Below are 15,216 nucleotides of genomic sequence, written 5' to 3' on the forward strand. Positions count from 1 at the left end.
GGCTGACTGTGTTGGGCTATATAGGCTTCGCCGGCTTCATTATGTGGCGCGTCTTTACAACCGACAAAAAGTAAAGAACGATGCTTCACCGGCATCCCGCTTGCTAAAAGTGAATCTATATCGCTAATCTAACCAAAGAAAAACTATTGTGGAGAAGTTGCAATTGTGAGAGAGGCTAGTAACGTTCTGGGTGGAAAACTGGAAACTTGCTGCACATCCCCGATCACCGGATTTTATCGGGATGGCAAATGCAACACGGGTGGGGGTGACATGGGTGCTCACGTTGTTTGTGCTCAAATGACGGAAGAATTTTTAAACTACACGAAGTCGAGGGGAAATGATTTGAGTACCCCTGTGCCGGGGTTTAATTTTCCGGGTTTGAAACCGGGAGATCGCTGGTGTTTGTGCGCCTCTCGCTGGAAAGAAGCGCTGGATGCAGGAGTCGCACCTCCTGTCGTTCTGCCAGCAACTCATGCCTCAGCGTTAGAATACGCTTCTTTAAGCGAACTGAAGCAAAACGCTTTAGAACTGTAGGTTACAATTTACCCTCGTTTACCTTATAATATCCTGCCAATTTTGTCAGTTACCTTCTTTATCCTTGAATTGTTTTGGACTGCTTAACCGCAACGTTCAACCCAATCAATTTCAGGTAACTGGCCGGCTCGGATATAGATAACACGATTGCCATCTGTCTCAAAAATTAAGCGAGAGTTACTATCCTCTACATCTTTAGGAATCACCGTCATAAAGTGTCCTCCGGGGATGTATTTATGGTCGGTAATTTCCAACTTTCCGGCATATAAACTTTTAATTTGGGCTTCTGTATCACCAATTCGAGCACCGCTAAGAGTCGAAATTGTGCGAATCTCTTGAGTCACATCAACCAACTGAGGTCGGTTGTTAATCTCTTTGGTAATTTGAGAAGTTAAATCGACTCGGACAATGCGATTGGAATTAAGCATAAATTCCAATCCGTCTGGAGCATCTGGCAACTTCACATAGCTGCAACTTTGACTCACATCGGGTGCCTTGCCATCTAAGGCAACCAGTTGAGTTCCTGCCGCTTGAGAGGCTTCCTCAACCGTCATCCCGACTCGAATAGCCCCAAACCCCTGCGTTGTAACTTTCGCAGAATAGAACCGCTGCGCTTGGTTGCTAGTGGGTGCCGGTGACTCGGAAGCAATCGGTGTGGTGGTTAATGGTTGAGCATTGATCGCTTGATCTGAGGTTTGCGATTGACAACCAACCGTATTCAGCAGCAGAATTGAAGCGATTCCTATAAACTTTAACTTTGCAACTTTCATAGAATTTTCTCGACTTAAACTTTCAATTGTTCAGATTATTGCCGTCTGCATCTATAGACACAGCATGAAAGCTCCTATTTCCGTAATCTGACAAAAAAAAGTTGAAGCCGGCGATCCTGCTTTCTCCGCAATTTATCGTGCCGATGAAATTGCTTCTTCTAAAAAGTTCCCTAATTCAGCCTCGCTCATCTCACTTTGGACAACCTGGATCACCAAGTCATACGCCTGATCATTCGTCAAATTAAGAGAATAGCGATTCAATCGTAAAAAAGTATCCAGCACCGCAAACGCTGTCCGTTTGTTCTCATCAATAAATGGGTGATTCATTGCCAAGTGATAAAGATATGCGGCAGCTTGTTTATGAATTGTAGCGTGTAGAAGGTTGCCGACAAATGTCGCTTGGGGTTGAGCGAGAGCAGACTCTAGCAAACCGCTATCTCTAATTCCCTGACTGCCTCCAAATATCTCAATTTGTCTGGCATGAATCTGTAGAACCGCAGTTTTGTTAATAAACTCAGGAGTTAGCAAGACGACGGTAAACCTCCTTTCTCTCCCGTTCAGATTCCAGGTATGCCTGCCATACCCGATCATCTATGTTAGATTGTTTCTCAGCTTTGAGAGAGCGTACAAACTCAAGCACCTCGTGCAGATCAGATTCCGGTACTTGGTCAAGTTCCTGCAGAAGTTGTTCTTTAATGGTCATTATCCTAAATTGTTAGATAAAGCATTATTTAATTTTACACTAATTGGGGTGTCGGCATCCACTATAATAAGATAACATCTGTCTGATTCCGCTGATGGAGGCAGCATCAAATGGTACAAATATCTCCTCAATATCTGAACTTAGAGGAGTTTCTCAAACTCCCAGAGACGAAGCCGGCTAGTGAGTATAGCAACGGTGAAATTATTCAGAAATCTATGCCAAAAACTCGCCATTCCCGCCTTCAGGGGAAGTTGATCAGCACAATCAATGAAGTGGTCGAGGATCGCCGGATCGCTTATGCTTTCCCTGAACTTCGATGTACATTTGGCGGGCAGTCAATCGTTCCAGATGTTACTGTTTTTCACTGGGTTAAAATTAAATTCAATGAATATGGAGAACCTGTGGATGATGTTTTGATAGCCCCCGACTGGACGATAGAAATTCTTTCTCCAGAACAGAGTTCAAACCGAGTGACAGGTAAAATTTTGCACTGTCTGAGTCATGGCTCTCAATTAGGATGGTTAATTGACCCGGATGATCGCTCAGTCTTGATTTTTTTACCGAATCAACAACCCCAATTATGCCGGGGAAGCGAGCAGTTAGTTGTGCTAGATGGAATCGATCTTTTGTTAACGGCAGAGCAAGTTTTTGGGTGGTTGAGAATGGCCGTTTCAGCAGGCTAAATCTTGCCGATAGTGCCAATAAGGTCAACCAAGATAAAGCTAATTTAGTAAGGTTTATTCTAACAGCCATCTGAATAAATCTCCTACACTCAACCGCAGCTCACCTGCAAACGAAGGAACAGGGATTTCCTCTTCAGATTCATCAAAAACTTCCGTCTGCTGCTGGGGACGATAAACAAAAACTGTTTTCTCCTCCGGATCGATTAACCAGCCCATTTGAGTCTCAAATTTCAGGCATTGGATAATTTTTTTTGTGACTTTTGTTTGACTTTGTTCTGGTGATAAAATTTCGATAATCCAATTAGGAGCTATCGTAAATACATTCGCTATACTGCCATTGTATTCGCGGGGAATTCTGTTCCAAACAAACACAGATACATCAGGCACGATTGCTCGGCCACCAAACGTGCATCGTAACTCTGGAAATGCCCTTGCTATTTTCTGCGGTTTTAAAGTTGCATTAATTGCCGTTATCAATTCACCCTGAATGACGCTGTGTTGACCCTGTGGCATAGGCTTCTGAATAATTTCTCCATCGATATATTCACTAGCCGGCTGGGTTTCTGGCAGTTTCAGAAACTCTTCTAAGGGTAAAAGTTTAGATGATGTTTGTACCATTTGAGGCGGCCTCCAAATTTATTAAAGTAGGCAGCAACAGCTATCAATTATAACACCGGCACCAAAAACTGCTCGCTACTTTCTTGCTCATTAAAAATAAAAAACCTCGGCAATCGCTCAGTCAGAATTCGGATTGAAAGAGCGATTGCCAATGAATTAGCGGTCACGCGACAGCAAATTTGATACGGCTGCGTGCATGAACGCAATATCGGGGTCGCGCTGAATTGCTTGATAGTAACGCTGCTCTCGCGGCGTCCCCTCTTCTGAAGGGTGAAGCAAGCTACGAGCTTCGTTTAATAGCTCATTCGCTCTATCTAATGTAATTGGTTCTTTCGCGCTGACAGCTTCATCAATTTGGACAATAAACTGAGACAATGGCCGTAGCCAGCTAAACCATTCATCACCGACAACAAGCTGGAAAAATTCGCCTTTTGACTTGATGGGGCCATGAGACTGCTCATAAACCCCTCGTTCTGAGTGCAGCAGTGCTTTGTGCAAGTGGAGCACTGCATCGCGCACTTCACGCAGGCGGTGAAAGGGAAGATCGAGACCGGGATTAGTTGGAGACATTGACAAGCATGATAATCGCTACTTCTTCGATCTTGTCATATTGATTTGATTCTCTGCGAGATCACACGTGAATCTCTGAAAACCGGCAGGGTGGACAAAAGCCCACCGCTACCTGCAAACCGAGCGATCTATGCCTTAAACTTCTCAGTAATTCGCCGCATTGCCTCCTCTACATTTTCTCGGCTGTTAAATGCCGAAATGCGGAAGTAACCTTCGCCGGCAGCACCGAAACCCGAACCCGGTGTTCCCACCACATTGCAAGTTTGCAACAACTTATCAAAGAAATCCCAGCTTGAAAGGTTATTTGGTGTTTTCACCCAAACATAAGGTGCATTCACGCCACCATAAACAGCGATACCGGCTTCACTCAGTTTTTCGCGGATAATTTTGGCATTTTCTAGATAGAAACTGACCAATGCTTTAACTTGCGCCTTGCCTTCCTCAGAATAAACCGCCTCAGCCGCACGTTGTACAATGTAAGAAACGCCATTAAATTTAGTCGTTTGCCGGCGGTTCCACAGCTTCCACAGTTCCACATCGGAACCATCAGACGCTTTTGCCGTGAGTGTTTTTGGCACGACTGTAAACGCACAGCGAGTGCCGGTAAATCCTGCCGTTTTGGAGAAGGAACGAAACTCGATTGCACAATCTCGTGCGCCTTCTATTTCGTAGATAGAATGGGGAAGGTTTGGATCGGTAATATAGGCTTCGTAAGCTGCATCAAAAAAGATGATGGAGCCATTCGCCTTGGCATAATCCACCCACGCTTTTAAGTGTTCCTTGGTGGCAACTGCGCCGGTGGGATTATTGGGAAAACAAAGATAAATTAAATCGACTTTTTGAGTAGGGATTTGAGCGGTAAAATTATTTTCTGCGGTGATAGGCAGATAAACTAAACCCTCAAATTCGCTCTTATCGTTAGCAGCGCCGGTGTGTCCTGCCATCACGTTTGTGTCTACATAAACGGGATAGACGGGGTCAGTGACGGCAATGGTGTTGTTATCGCCAAAGATGTCGAGAATGTTGCCGGTGTCGCATTTAGAGCCATCAGAGATGAAGATTTCCGACGCATCAACATTGCATCCCCGCGCCTGGAAGTCATCGCCGGCAATCTTTTCGCGCAACCAAGCATAACCCTGCTCTGGGCCATATCCTTTGAATGTGGCGCGATCACCCATTTCTTCGACTGCTTTAATCATCGCTGCACGGCACGCTTCCGGTAATGGTTCGGTGACATCACCAATGCCTAGCCGGATAATCTTAGCGTCAGGATTTGCCTCAGCGAAGGCATTCACTCGTCGCCCAATTTCAGGAAACAGGTAGCCGGCTTTAAGTTTGAGGTAGTTATCGTTAATCGTTGCCATGTTTAATCATCACAAATGCCCTAAAACAGCTTACTGCTAATCGTCGCGTTATGGCGAGCATCTGAGGTTTGCCAAAATAATTAGGCAGTTAGTTAAGCATGAAGATAATCTGAGGCAAGTTTTCCAATTTTCACTGTACGCCAGAAATTTTTAAACGTTTTGCGAGCTATTCCACAGCAGATTTAACGCTCACAGATGCGATAATGCCTGATGGAGAAACCTGCAAACCAGCACACTCTCCGGAAAACTCAGAATCAGAGATATCAATGACGAAAAAAATTATCCGTACCGACCAAGCACCGGCACCCGTTGGCCCTTACAATCAAGCAGTCGCGGCAACCGGCACGATGATCTTTGTTGCTGGTCAAATTGCGATTGATCCCAAAATTAATGATATTGTCTTTCCCGACGATGTCGCTAAGCAGACCGAACAAGTGATGAAAAATCTTGAAGCAATTCTAACGGCGGCTGGAGCGACTTTTAATGATGTTGTGAAAACCAGTGTATTTCTCTTAGATATGAATGATTTCGCGGCGATGAATGCCGTTTATGCGAAATATTTTGATGAGGAAACAGCGCCGGCACGCGCAACTGTTCAGGTTTCCCGTTTACCCAAAGATGTGCGGGTAGAAATTGAGTGTATTGCCGTGATTGGCAGTTAAATTTATTCCGTTTCGTAGGGTGCAGGATGCAGACACCCTACGAAATTGCAATCAAATTTTCGGTTTAAATTGTAATGATCACTCCTAGGCTTTCGTTAGACATTCTATCAACGGCGGATAAAGCATAAGTTCCCGGTTCAACTGCTGTAGATGTTCTAGAAGCCGCCATCACTCGCACCAGCGTCCAAGTCTGACCATCCTGCCGATAAAGCGTCCAAGAACGAATATCATTGTTCGCTACAGCATTCCACACGATCTGATTGTCTACACGCTTCACTCCCTTTGGCAAAGTTGGAGGAGTAGAATCTAAAGCCGGCATGGTGGGTGCGAGTGCCGGCTTTGCATAAATTTCCTGCTTAAATTTGTCAGCAATTCCGTGCCGGTTTTCATTTAAAACCTTCATGCTGTAGAAAATACTTCCTAAAGCCATCTGACTATTCAAGCTGCGAGTAATTTCAATCTGCCTTTGCGTTTCCCGAAGTGGCCAGCTTGTCCCATCAATCCGTTCAATCGTATTGCCAACGTAAAAATGCTTGCGCTTGGGATTATTTTGCAGCCACCAATTGAGCAACACAGGATAACTTTGTGCCGGCCTGTCAATCACCCAATAAAGTTGGGGTGCAAAGTAATCTACCCAACCTTCAACCAACCATTTTTTAGAGTCGGTATAAAGTTGATCGTAAGAATCTAACCCCTGAATTTGTGCCGGCTGTCCGGGACGAAAAATACCAAAGGGACTAACCCCAAATTTAACGTGGGATTTGATAGCGCGAATACCTTGGCTGAGGCGGAAAACTAATTTATTAACGTTTTCCCGTCGCCAGTCGCCGAGGCTCATTTTTCCGCCGGCAGCTTGATAGGTAGCGTAAGTTTTGTTATCTGGAAAAGGGACATTGAGTTTTGGATACGGATAAAAGTAGTCATCAACGTGAACGCCATCGATATCATAGCGGCGCACCACATCCATCACTACGTTATAAGTTAAATCCTGAACAACAGCCGCGCCTGGGTCCATCCACAGCTCGTTACCATATTTGTAAACATATTCGGGATGCGTAACGGAAATGTGAGGGGCGACCGTTTTGGCATCATTAATTACACCTTTGGCGCGGTAGGGATTGAACCAAGCATGAAGTTCAAGATTGCGTTTGTGACTTTCTTCAATTGCAAATTCTAGGGGATCGTAATAAGGGTTTGGTGCTTTGCCTTGAGTGCCGGTGAGCCAATAACTCCAAGGCTCTAATTGTGAAGGATAAATTGCATCACCTTCTGGACGGATTTGTAAAATAACCGCATTAAAATTCAGCGATTTAAGCCGATCAAGAATGGCAATTAATTCTGCTTTTTGCTGTTCCACCGGCAGCCCCGGTTGTGAAGGCCAATCTCGGCTCCAAACCGTTGTTACCCATGCACCCCGGAACTCTCGCGTATGTCCAACTGCAGCCAGTGGAGCCGTTGGAACAATGTAGTTTGATTCAATGAGCGGAGCTTGGCCGGTTTTAACTAATGCTTGATAGATAAAAGCAACAACATCCGCACGCGTTGCTGGATAAAATGGCTGTAAAGATTTTAAGTTGGGATAGTTAACAACCATTCCCGCGCCGGTTGCGATTGCAACTTTGTCCGTTGCATAGTCAGGAATGCCGGATGCATCTTGATAAAATTGCGGTAATTTTGCCTTCAAGCCGGCTGCATTTTCAACAGTAATTCCTAAGCCACTGACAAGGGAAATTAAAACTTGCGCTCTTGTGATTTGATCTCCCGGACGAAAGCGCTGTTCGGGATAGCCTGACAGAAACTCGCTTTCGTAGGCTTGTTGAATCGCTGGTGCTGCCCAAAAGCTGGGAGGAACATCTACAAATGGAACGTATTGCCGCTTTAAAGGTTGCTTAAAAGCTCTTTGCAGGACGGCAGCATACTCAGCCCGACTTATGGGTTTATCCGGTCGGAACGTGCCATCAGGGAATCCACTAATAATATTACGCGCGCGTAAGCCTTCAATGAAAGGACGCGCCCAGTGAGTTTGAATATCAGAAAATTGTGAGCCGGTCGTTACCATATTTAAGTCTCTCTAGATTGGTTTGATTTTACCACCGGCATTGTGGTCTGCAGGTAGGGGTCTAGACCGATTTTTCAGTCGGTTGGTTGCTCATTCAGTTTTGTCTGTATTGTGGTTAGTTAAATAGCATACGTGCCGATTGCCGACTGTCACCGTTTTTCTTGACACATCGTAACTTGACTTAATTAAGTTAATATGATAATTGAAGAATTTGCTGTTTAGTAAAAAATAAAGTCTTGATCACGCTTTTGTTAGTATAAACAAAAAGACATACCAAAAGGTTGTTTTATGATTCCCACAACTGCCGAACGTCTCTACACTTTTGCAGAATATCTTGTTTATGATGATGGCACAGATAACCGTTATGAACTGGTTGAGGGGAAGTTAACTCAAATGAATCCCCCGACTGTTAAGCATCTTTTGATCGCTAAGTTCATTGAGCGGGTATTAGATGCAGAAATTAACCGTCTTGGTTTGCCTTGGCTATGCTTAAGAGAAGCAGGAGTCAGAACGGGTTACAAAAAATCCAGGTTGATGGATGTTTGTGTTGTGCCGGCAGAATTGGCGATGGAATCGAGCGATCATTCTGCGGTTTTTCAGTTACCTCCGTTATTAGCAGTGGAAATCGTCAGTCCTGAATCAATTAAACGTGACTATCGATATAAGCGTTCTGAGTATGCGGCCTTAGAAATTCCTGAATATTGGATTGCCGACCCGATTGAGTCTAAAATTTCAGTGCTGATACTGGAAGAGGGATTGTATGAAGAAACAGTGTTTACCGGCCATGAGCAAATTGTTTCTCAAATTTTCCCAGAAGTATCTTTAAAACTAGAACTGATGTTAAAATATGGAAATATTGGTGAGTGAATAAACTTTTTGGAAAAAGGCCGGCAGAAAAGGCAAAAAGTAGGGCAATGAATCGCCCCATCCACTCATCCAAAACATAATTATAAGTCATAAACAAACCCAATTTAGAGAGCTGGTGCGATGTCAGTTGATGCGACAACAGAAACAATAGCCCAAACTGAATTAACCGCAGAGTGGCAACCCCCAATGCCACCCACAGACTTGATATTTGATGATGGAGTCCCCTTGGAAACGAATCGTCACCGCACGGCAATGAATGTTCTGATTCGCTCCTTGCAACAAGCTTGGGCGGGCCGGCAAGACTTCTTCACCGGCGGCAATATGTTCGTTTACTACAGCAGTACCCAAGCCCGAAACCGCGACTTTAGAGGGCCAGATTTCTTTGCCGTGCTGGACATTGATGGATCTTACTCTAGGGAAGGTTGGGTGGTGTGGAATGAAGAGGGGCGTTACCCGAATGTAATCGTCGAGTTGATGTCAGAAAGTACGGCAGAGATAGACACCGGCATCAAAAAAGACATTTACGAACGGACTTTCCGCACACCCGATTACTTTGTATTTCATCCGTTTGATCCGAATTCCTTGCAAGGATGGCATTTGGATACAACCCAACGTTATCAGCCTCTGGCACCGAATGAGCGAGGTTGGCTGTGGTGCGAGGCGTTGGGTTTTTGGTTGGGAACTTGGGAGGGAATAGTAGAGCGACAACCGGCAATTTGGTTACGGTTTTATGATCAAGCCGGCAATCTGGTTTTATTACCGGAAGAAGCGGCAGCGCAACAAGCTGAAACTGCTCAGCAACAAGCTGAAGTACAACGCCAACGGGCTGAGCGTTTAGCAGCTCGATTGCGAGAATTGGGAGAAGATCCAGAGAATTTATAGAAGTTTATCGCTACCGGCATCTGATTCCCCTAACAGGTGCCGGTAGAAATAGACTGGATTACCGCGATAGAGGACTTAGCGAGATCGTGCTGCACATCCTTCCTTTTTTATCAACTCTGCTGTTCGCCCAAACAACGCCCCCAAGCGGGATGCCTGTTCCCCCACCGGCACCGGAAACTCAACAGGAAATCGTCAAACCCCAGGAAGTGCTCCCCTTACCGGGCCAACTTAACAGCGTGCCGGTTTTCAATAGCAACAGCCCGGAAGTTGTGCAAACCGAGGGAATTTTACTCTCCACCTTTCCCCCCACCGGCAAGCAAGCGCCGGCAGCACACCTCAACTTCCCTTTCCAAGGACGCTTTGACATCTTTGCCCACCACATCGCCAAAGCCGCATCACCCGAAGATTTACGCACTCTCTACTTGGGCGTCATCCTGCACAACCCCGGTACAAAACCTGTAACCATCAATGTGTTGCAAGCTGCCAGCTATCTAAGTCAGCCGGATGCCCCATTTATCGAGTTGCCCTCATTTGTGGAAAATCCTGCCGGCACTGTCTACGCCGGCCCTGGAAGTCGGGTGATGAATGAAGTGCTGCGAGGGCAACGACAAGCCGAGTGGCCGGCTCGAATCGTGATTCCGCCTGGGGAAAGCCAGATGTTACTCAATCATCCCATCCCGGTTCGCACTCTAGAACCGCCGATTAATGGCCGATCAACGTTGATGCGCTTGCAAAGTTCTGGTCAAGTCTATGCCGCTAGCTTGGGGATGTTTGCCAAACAAAACCCTGATGGCAGCGAACGTCCACCCAGCCTGGAAGAATGGCAACAGCTACTTGAAACCGGCGATCTTGCAGGACCGCGCGATAAAGTCCCCACACCTCCAGAACAAACCACCGGCCAAATTATCTATGGGCGCGTTGCCGGTGTTGCGCGAGGTTCCGCATGGAAAGCCCAACTCAGTGATGGTGCCGGCAGCCCCAATCTCACCATTCCTCAAGCCGGTGAAGCCTTTTCCTACGCCCTGAGTACGCTTCCTCGCGGTCAGATGGGCACAGGTCAAGTGCAAAGCGCCCCGATGATCGTGCGTTACCCAGATACCGCTTACCACGCCCACGGCAATTACGGGATTGAATACAGCCTCACTTTGCCTTTATACAATGCCTCTGCTACCTCACAGACCGTCACTGTTGCCTTGGAAACCCCTATCAAGGAAGAACAACTAGCGAGAGGCGGGTTGCGCTTTCTGGAACCGCCGGCCCGCCAAATCTTCTTCCGAGGCACCGTCCGCCTCCGCTACAACGATGATGCCGGTTTACCTCAAACTCGCTATGTCCATCTCGTGCAGCGACGGGGGCAGCAAGGTGAACCCTTAGTGCAGCTAACTCTGCCGGCGGGGAGTAGCCGGTTAGTCCGAGTCGATTTTCTCTATCCTCCTGATGCCACTCCACCCCAAGTGCTGACTGTTAAAACTTTTGATAATTGATAAGTAGTTAGACACAAAGATAGTCAGCAGAAGTTGGATAAATTTGCATAAAGGATTTAGATAAATATGGGTTACGAAAGATAGGTCTGCTTAAGTAAAGCGTGATACAGGGATTTACTTTGATGAATAAAGAAAGAGCATACGCCAGAAATCTTGCTAAGCAATACAACGATAGGGGAGAACCTACTAAATGGTTTGAGGTACTTTATTTTGAAGCAAAAAGTGGGAAAGCAGCCATCCCTTGGGCCGATTTGAAAGCGAACCCAAACCTAGTTCAATGGTTAAATGTGAATGAGATTCAAGGGGAAGGAAAAACAGCATTAAAGGTTGGCTGCGGCCTGGGGGATGATGTTGAAGAGTTGTGCCGGCGAGGATTCAACGTCATCGGTTTTGACATCTCGCCTTCAGCAATTGAATGGTGTAGGAATAGATTTCCGAATTCTACGGCTAAGTATATAGTTACTGATTTACTAAATGCGCCCTCCAAATGGAATCAGTCATTTGATTTTGTTTTAGAATCGTATACGCTTCAGGTATTACCCTCATCGCTTCGCCAAAAAGCTATTTCTCAGATTGCCAGCTTTGTTGCTTCTGGAGGGCAATTGCTTGTAGTTAGCCGAGGAAGAGATAATACAGACGACCCTGGACAAATGCCTTATCCACTCACAAAGAATGAGATTATGCAGTTTGTAGAGACAGGTTTGATACTGATAAATTTTGAAGACTATTTTGATGAAGAATCTCCTCCCGTAAGAAGATTCAGAGCGGAATTTAAAAGAGGCAGTGCCGCATAACAGCCCAAATGCACCTGACTGCCAAGAGTTTGTATGTTGGAAGTTTGATATTTAATTCCCTCAACTTCAGTCGCGCAACCCACACCCTTCGCCTATCGAAGCTACCTTGCATTTCTGGGCCGGCTTGTGTGATCGCCCAAGTCGCATTTTTTTCTAAAATTGGGATGAATTAAATCTGATTGTATTTGAAAACTGAACCCAACTTGTTACCTAAGTAAATCTGTGGGTGAAAATTGCGATCGCATAAATAACTGCGTCATGTAATAAGTATTGCCTTCGCGCCAAACTCCTACACCTGTTTCAGTGTATTCGGGGCGCAAAAGATTCTCCCGATGCCCCGGACTTTCCATCCAGCCTTTTATAGCATAGGGCACAGGTTTAGACGCATTGGTAATTTTGAAGAGATTTTCGCCCACTACCCAATAAAAAATACCGGCAGAATTAACACGGTTAGCCGGCGTTGTGCCATCAGGACTGACGTGAGCGAAAAAGTTTTCCTTCGCCATTTTCCGGCTATATTGGCGAGCGACTTCTGCCAGTTTTTCCTGGTTTTCTAAGGGCTTTAAACCTTGTTTTTCGCGGACTGCATTAATTTCCTGGCGCACTTGCGTTTCCATTTCATCACTGCTGGCAGACTGAGGCGCGAGAGGAGGTGTTTGCGGTTTGCTCGCCGGCACCCCCCATTCTTCTGGTAATGCCGGCAACAATTCTGTAACCGACTCGCACCCCACCAAGGTGAGAGCGAGCAATGCCAGGATCACCGGCAGCTTTTGTCTTTTCACAGTTGCAAGTTGCTGGTATGTTCGAGCCGGTAGAATTTGCATTCTTACTTTTCTAGCTTAACGAGAGAACCTGTGTTGTCGGTGCGGTAAACAAAGCTTTTCTCTTTTCCTTGTACTGTGACTTTCCATCCGGAAACCACTATCTGAGGACAGAAAGTTTCCGGTTCTGCAAGTCCCAAACATCCATCAGGCCAGCTCTGCTGTTGTGTGCCGGCAATTTGAAGCTGCTCACGAGGTAACTTTGACCGACTGGAGGCATCTTGTAAAACGGCCTCAGCAACAGGATTCGGTAAAGTGAGATCGCTGGGTGTTTGTGGCGCGGCAGTGGGAACGGTTGCGCGATCTGCTAAATTGCCCGGTTCCGGCGTTACTGTGGCACAGGCGGCGACAAAAAACAGTAAAATGCCGGTTAACACTAGGCGGGTTAAAATCGTTAGCCGACGAGTTTTTGGGAGGTGTTTCATAGTTGTGTCTCTACACGCTTAAAATCTAAATTAACAAAGCCAGCCATATCCAAAATTCCTTTCTCCTCTCTCATTCAATGATGCAAGCATAATCTGTATCGCGGGGAATTGGTTTGAGATTGCTGAGATCGTTTAATAATTTTGCCTCCATAGAAGCCGCTGTTGAAGAAGGGCGCAATATTTACCGAAATCTGCTCAAAGCGATTGCGTCTATCCTGCCGCTTAACGGTGGAGAATCTATGACTATTTTGATTAGTGTTTTCCAATATTCCAAGTGATATCACTTTTTATTCACTTTTATGCGTCACACTGAATACAGGACAAACAGTATTGGATAAAGCCTGCTCAAAAAGGCCAATTTTTAAAGGTTGCAAGACAGAATTTTTTCTTCAAAAAAGTTGAAAGATTGTCACTTATTTTTTCAAGGTTCTAATCAACTATGAGCTTTTTAACAAGAAAATTTTCATTCAGTAAACAAGGAGGGACTTTCGTCGGGCTGTTACTCGGAGTTGTGGCTGCCGGCGTGCTGCTACTGTTGTGGAATGATCGCAGCGCTTGATTTAGCAGAGAGTGCGATTCAACAACCAAATGTCAACGATTCAAACGGAGAAAATTCTAATGCAGATTAAACCCTTCACAAAATTGCTCGTTGCCTGTGTGAGTCTGGGAGGTTTAATACTGGTAGGATGCGACCAGCAAAGCCAGTCCGATCCGCAAGCTACAGAAACCACGCCTCAAGTTCAAACTTCAACCACGGTAACGACAACGCAAACACCGGCAACAGCAACGACACCGGCAACGCAAACTCAAGCTCAAAATCGCACCCCTGATGTGCCTTATGTGCCAACCCCCCAGAATGTAGTAGACGAAATGCTGGAACTGGCTCAGGTAAAAGGGGATGATGTGCTTTACGATCTCGGCAGTGGTGATGGGCGCATTGTGATTACCGCCGCACAAAAATTCGGCACTCGCGGCACCGGCTTTGATATTAACCCCAAACTGGTGCAGGAAAGTCAAGCAAACGCCAAGACAGCCGGTGTCAGTGATAAGGTGCAATTTGTAGAAAAGGATCTATTTACTACCGATCTCAGCAAGGCAACCGTCGTCACCCTCTACCTACTCCCGGATGTCAATTTAAGGCTGCGCCCCAAGTTGCTTAAAGAACTCAAACCAGGAACTCGCATCGTTTCACACAACTATGATATGGGTGAGTGGAAACCGGAGCGTGTGGTACAAGTAAAAAGTCCGACAGGGCAACACACTCTTTACACCTGGGTTGTGCCGGAAACTATACCGGAAAACTTGCGATAAGGTACGTTAGTTGCTTGGGGGTGCCTTGGTTTGCGCCCCCTAAGTGTGATCAGAACGGCTGAATGCTGGATAAAAATTTTGCGTTTACTTGTTAATTATTAAACGCAGGTTCTCGAATTTTGCCTTAGAGGATATTGGAAAAGTTGGCAACCCTATAACCTTCATCCGCAAGCGAAAGGGAGAGAGTTGCTGGTTCCCTTTTCTGTGGGAGAGGGTTAGGGCGAGGGCGCTTCAAAGTTAGATTCTACACTTTTCAAATATTTTTAACACTTGCCGATGTTTGGAGCCGCGACAGTTTCTTTAAAATAAAAAAATTATGTCAATTTAAGAATTTACGCCTCTAAAATGGTAAAAAATGAAGCCGATAGGAGCAATCACTTCAGATCCACCGACATTCATCTGAGTTAGTTTAAAAAATACCGATAGCCTGAAAACTTCTGTTGAATTTTATTTCTAAATAGGTTGGCTTTAAAAGCTGAAACTCATGACTTAAAGCCAATTGGAAGTTTTTATGTACAATAAGTAATCCAGCGGATTCAAGAAAATATTTTTGAATTGCGTATTTTTACAGAGCAAAGTTTCTGTAGTTACACGTAGAGCGATTTCTTCAAAAATACGGATGTTAACGGATTCTACAGCAAGATAGAATCAAGCTGAGAAAACTAAAAA

At 45.5% G+C, this 15,216-nt stretch carries 17 protein-coding genes; 9 read left to right on the forward strand and 8 right to left on the reverse strand.

Annotated elements, in window-relative coordinates; genetic code table 11:
• The first annotated feature begins 162 nt into the window (after positions 1–162).
• Positions 163–534: a DUF2237 domain-containing protein gene (locus H6F56_RS22375; RefSeq protein ID WP_323799480.1), complete on the forward strand. Its 372-nt coding sequence runs from the start codon at positions 163–165 to the stop codon at positions 532–534.
• A gap of 83 nt (positions 535–617) precedes the next feature.
• Here H6F56_RS22375 and H6F56_RS22380 read toward each other — a convergent pair whose 3' ends face one another.
• Positions 618–1,304 (reverse strand): hypothetical protein, encoded by a 687-nt coding sequence (locus tag H6F56_RS22380; RefSeq protein ID WP_190673068.1) that lies wholly within the window; start codon positions 1,302–1,304, stop codon positions 618–620.
• 132 nt (positions 1,305–1,436) lie between these two features.
• Positions 1,437–1,832 carry a type II toxin-antitoxin system death-on-curing family toxin gene (locus H6F56_RS22385; RefSeq protein WP_190673071.1) on the reverse strand — a complete coding sequence of 132 codons (396 nt, stop codon included), beginning with the start codon at positions 1,830–1,832 and terminating at the stop codon, positions 1,437–1,439.
• Between the two features lie 285 nt (positions 1,833–2,117).
• On the opposite strand from H6F56_RS22385, the gene H6F56_RS22390 reads away from it, so the two are divergent.
• Complete coding sequence (locus H6F56_RS22390) at positions 2,118–2,690, forward strand: Uma2 family endonuclease (protein ID WP_190673074.1); 573 nt, start codon at positions 2,118–2,120, stop codon at positions 2,688–2,690.
• Positions 2,691–2,744: 54 nt separating this feature from the next.
• Here the strand turns inward: H6F56_RS22390 and H6F56_RS22395 are convergent, their stop codons facing one another.
• From H6F56_RS22395 to H6F56_RS22405, 3 genes are all read right to left on the reverse strand, one after another.
• The gene (locus H6F56_RS22395; RefSeq protein ID WP_190673076.1) at positions 2,745–3,308 is read right to left on the reverse strand and encodes a Uma2 family endonuclease; all 564 of its coding nucleotides are present in this window, start codon (positions 3,306–3,308) and stop codon (positions 2,745–2,747) included.
• A gap of 156 nt (positions 3,309–3,464) precedes the next feature.
• On the reverse strand, positions 3,465–3,878 hold the full coding sequence (locus H6F56_RS22400; protein ID WP_190673079.1) for a hypothetical protein: 414 nt from the start codon (positions 3,876–3,878) through the stop codon (positions 3,465–3,467).
• Positions 3,879–4,006: 128 nt separating this feature from the next.
• Positions 4,007–5,242, reverse strand: a complete 1,236-nt coding sequence (locus H6F56_RS22405; RefSeq protein WP_190673082.1) for an LL-diaminopimelate aminotransferase — start codon at positions 5,240–5,242, stop codon at positions 4,007–4,009.
• Positions 5,243–5,508: 266 nt separating this feature from the next.
• Between H6F56_RS22405 and H6F56_RS22410 the strand changes: the two genes are divergently transcribed.
• Positions 5,509–5,904, forward strand: a complete 396-nt coding sequence (locus H6F56_RS22410; RefSeq protein WP_199313185.1) for a RidA family protein — start codon at positions 5,509–5,511, stop codon at positions 5,902–5,904.
• Between the two features lie 64 nt (positions 5,905–5,968).
• On the opposite strand, the gene H6F56_RS22415 is transcribed toward H6F56_RS22410, so the two are convergent.
• Entirely contained in the window at positions 5,969–7,963 is a 1,995-nt protein-coding gene (locus tag H6F56_RS22415) for a glycoside hydrolase family 10 protein (RefSeq protein ID WP_190673088.1), read from the reverse strand.
• Positions 7,964–8,251: 288 nt separating this feature from the next.
• Here H6F56_RS22415 and H6F56_RS22420 point away from each other — a divergent pair, with 288 nt between their 5' ends.
• From H6F56_RS22420 to H6F56_RS22440, 5 genes are all read left to right on the forward strand, one after another.
• On the forward strand, positions 8,252–8,830 hold the full coding sequence (locus H6F56_RS22420; protein ID WP_190673091.1) for a Uma2 family endonuclease: 579 nt from the start codon (positions 8,252–8,254) through the stop codon (positions 8,828–8,830).
• Positions 8,831–8,950: 120 nt separating this feature from the next.
• On the forward strand, positions 8,951–9,712 hold the full coding sequence (locus H6F56_RS22425) for a Uma2 family endonuclease (protein ID WP_190673095.1): 762 nt from the start codon (positions 8,951–8,953) through the stop codon (positions 9,710–9,712).
• 95 nt (positions 9,713–9,807) lie between these two features.
• Positions 9,808–11,196, forward strand: coding sequence for a DUF3370 domain-containing protein (locus tag H6F56_RS22430; RefSeq protein WP_416361006.1), 1,389 nt, complete (start codon positions 9,808–9,810; stop codon positions 11,194–11,196).
• 122 nt (positions 11,197–11,318) lie between these two features.
• Positions 11,319–11,990, forward strand: coding sequence for a class I SAM-dependent methyltransferase (locus tag H6F56_RS22435; protein ID WP_190673272.1), 672 nt, complete (start codon positions 11,319–11,321; stop codon positions 11,988–11,990).
• Positions 11,991–11,998: 8 nt separating this feature from the next.
• Entirely contained in the window at positions 11,999–12,163 is a 165-nt protein-coding gene (locus H6F56_RS22440) for a hypothetical protein (RefSeq protein WP_190673098.1), read from the forward strand.
• A gap of 33 nt (positions 12,164–12,196) precedes the next feature.
• On the opposite strand, the gene H6F56_RS22445 is transcribed toward H6F56_RS22440, so the two are convergent.
• Positions 12,197–12,772: a CAP domain-containing protein gene (locus tag H6F56_RS22445; RefSeq protein WP_309236614.1), complete on the reverse strand. Its 576-nt coding sequence runs from the start codon at positions 12,770–12,772 to the stop codon at positions 12,197–12,199.
• Positions 12,773–12,816: 44 nt separating this feature from the next.
• Positions 12,817–13,236 (reverse strand): hypothetical protein, encoded by a 420-nt coding sequence (locus tag H6F56_RS22450; protein WP_190673103.1) that lies wholly within the window; start codon positions 13,234–13,236, stop codon positions 12,817–12,819.
• A gap of 588 nt (positions 13,237–13,824) precedes the next feature.
• Between H6F56_RS22450 and H6F56_RS22455 the strand changes: the two genes are divergently transcribed.
• Entirely contained in the window at positions 13,825–14,547 is a 723-nt protein-coding gene (locus H6F56_RS22455; RefSeq protein WP_242032124.1) for an SAM-dependent methyltransferase, read from the forward strand.
• The last annotated feature ends 669 nt before the right edge of the window (positions 14,548–15,216 follow it).

The sequence above is a fragment of the Microcoleus sp. FACHB-672 genome (assembly GCF_014695725.1).
GTDB lineage: Bacteria > Cyanobacteriota > Cyanobacteriia > Cyanobacteriales > Oscillatoriaceae > FACHB-68.

What these genes read in the sequence shown, in the direction of transcription:
- H6F56_RS22380 (WP_190673068.1), bottom strand. Translation starts at nt 1,304, where the DNA reads ATGAAAGTTGCAAAGTTAAAGTTTATAGGAATCGCTTCAATTCTGCTG.
- H6F56_RS22390 (WP_190673074.1), top strand. Translation starts at nt 2,118, where the DNA reads ATGGTACAAATATCTCCTCAATATCTGAACTTAGAGGAGTTTCTCAAA.
- H6F56_RS22395 (WP_190673076.1), bottom strand. Translation starts at nt 3,308, where the DNA reads ATGGTACAAACATCATCTAAACTTTTACCCTTAGAAGAGTTTCTGAAA.
- H6F56_RS22400 (WP_190673079.1), bottom strand. Translation starts at nt 3,878, where the DNA reads ATGTCTCCAACTAATCCCGGTCTCGATCTTCCCTTTCACCGCCTGCGT.
- H6F56_RS22405 (WP_190673082.1), bottom strand. Translation starts at nt 5,242, where the DNA reads ATGGCAACGATTAACGATAACTACCTCAAACTTAAAGCCGGCTACCTG.
- H6F56_RS22410 (WP_199313185.1), top strand. Translation starts at nt 5,509, where the DNA reads ATGACGAAAAAAATTATCCGTACCGACCAAGCACCGGCACCCGTTGGC.
- H6F56_RS22415 (WP_190673088.1), bottom strand. Translation starts at nt 7,963, where the DNA reads ATGGTAACGACCGGCTCACAATTTTCTGATATTCAAACTCACTGGGCG.
- H6F56_RS22420 (WP_190673091.1), top strand. Translation starts at nt 8,252, where the DNA reads ATGATTCCCACAACTGCCGAACGTCTCTACACTTTTGCAGAATATCTT.
- H6F56_RS22425 (WP_190673095.1), top strand. Translation starts at nt 8,951, where the DNA reads ATGTCAGTTGATGCGACAACAGAAACAATAGCCCAAACTGAATTAACC.
- H6F56_RS22435 (WP_190673272.1), top strand. Translation starts at nt 11,319, where the DNA reads ATGAATAAAGAAAGAGCATACGCCAGAAATCTTGCTAAGCAATACAAC.
- H6F56_RS22440 (WP_190673098.1), top strand. Translation starts at nt 11,999, where the DNA reads ATGCACCTGACTGCCAAGAGTTTGTATGTTGGAAGTTTGATATTTAAT.
- H6F56_RS22450 (WP_190673103.1), bottom strand. Translation starts at nt 13,236, where the DNA reads ATGAAACACCTCCCAAAAACTCGTCGGCTAACGATTTTAACCCGCCTA.
- H6F56_RS22455 (WP_242032124.1), top strand. Translation starts at nt 13,825, where the DNA reads ATGTCAACGATTCAAACGGAGAAAATTCTAATGCAGATTAAACCCTTC.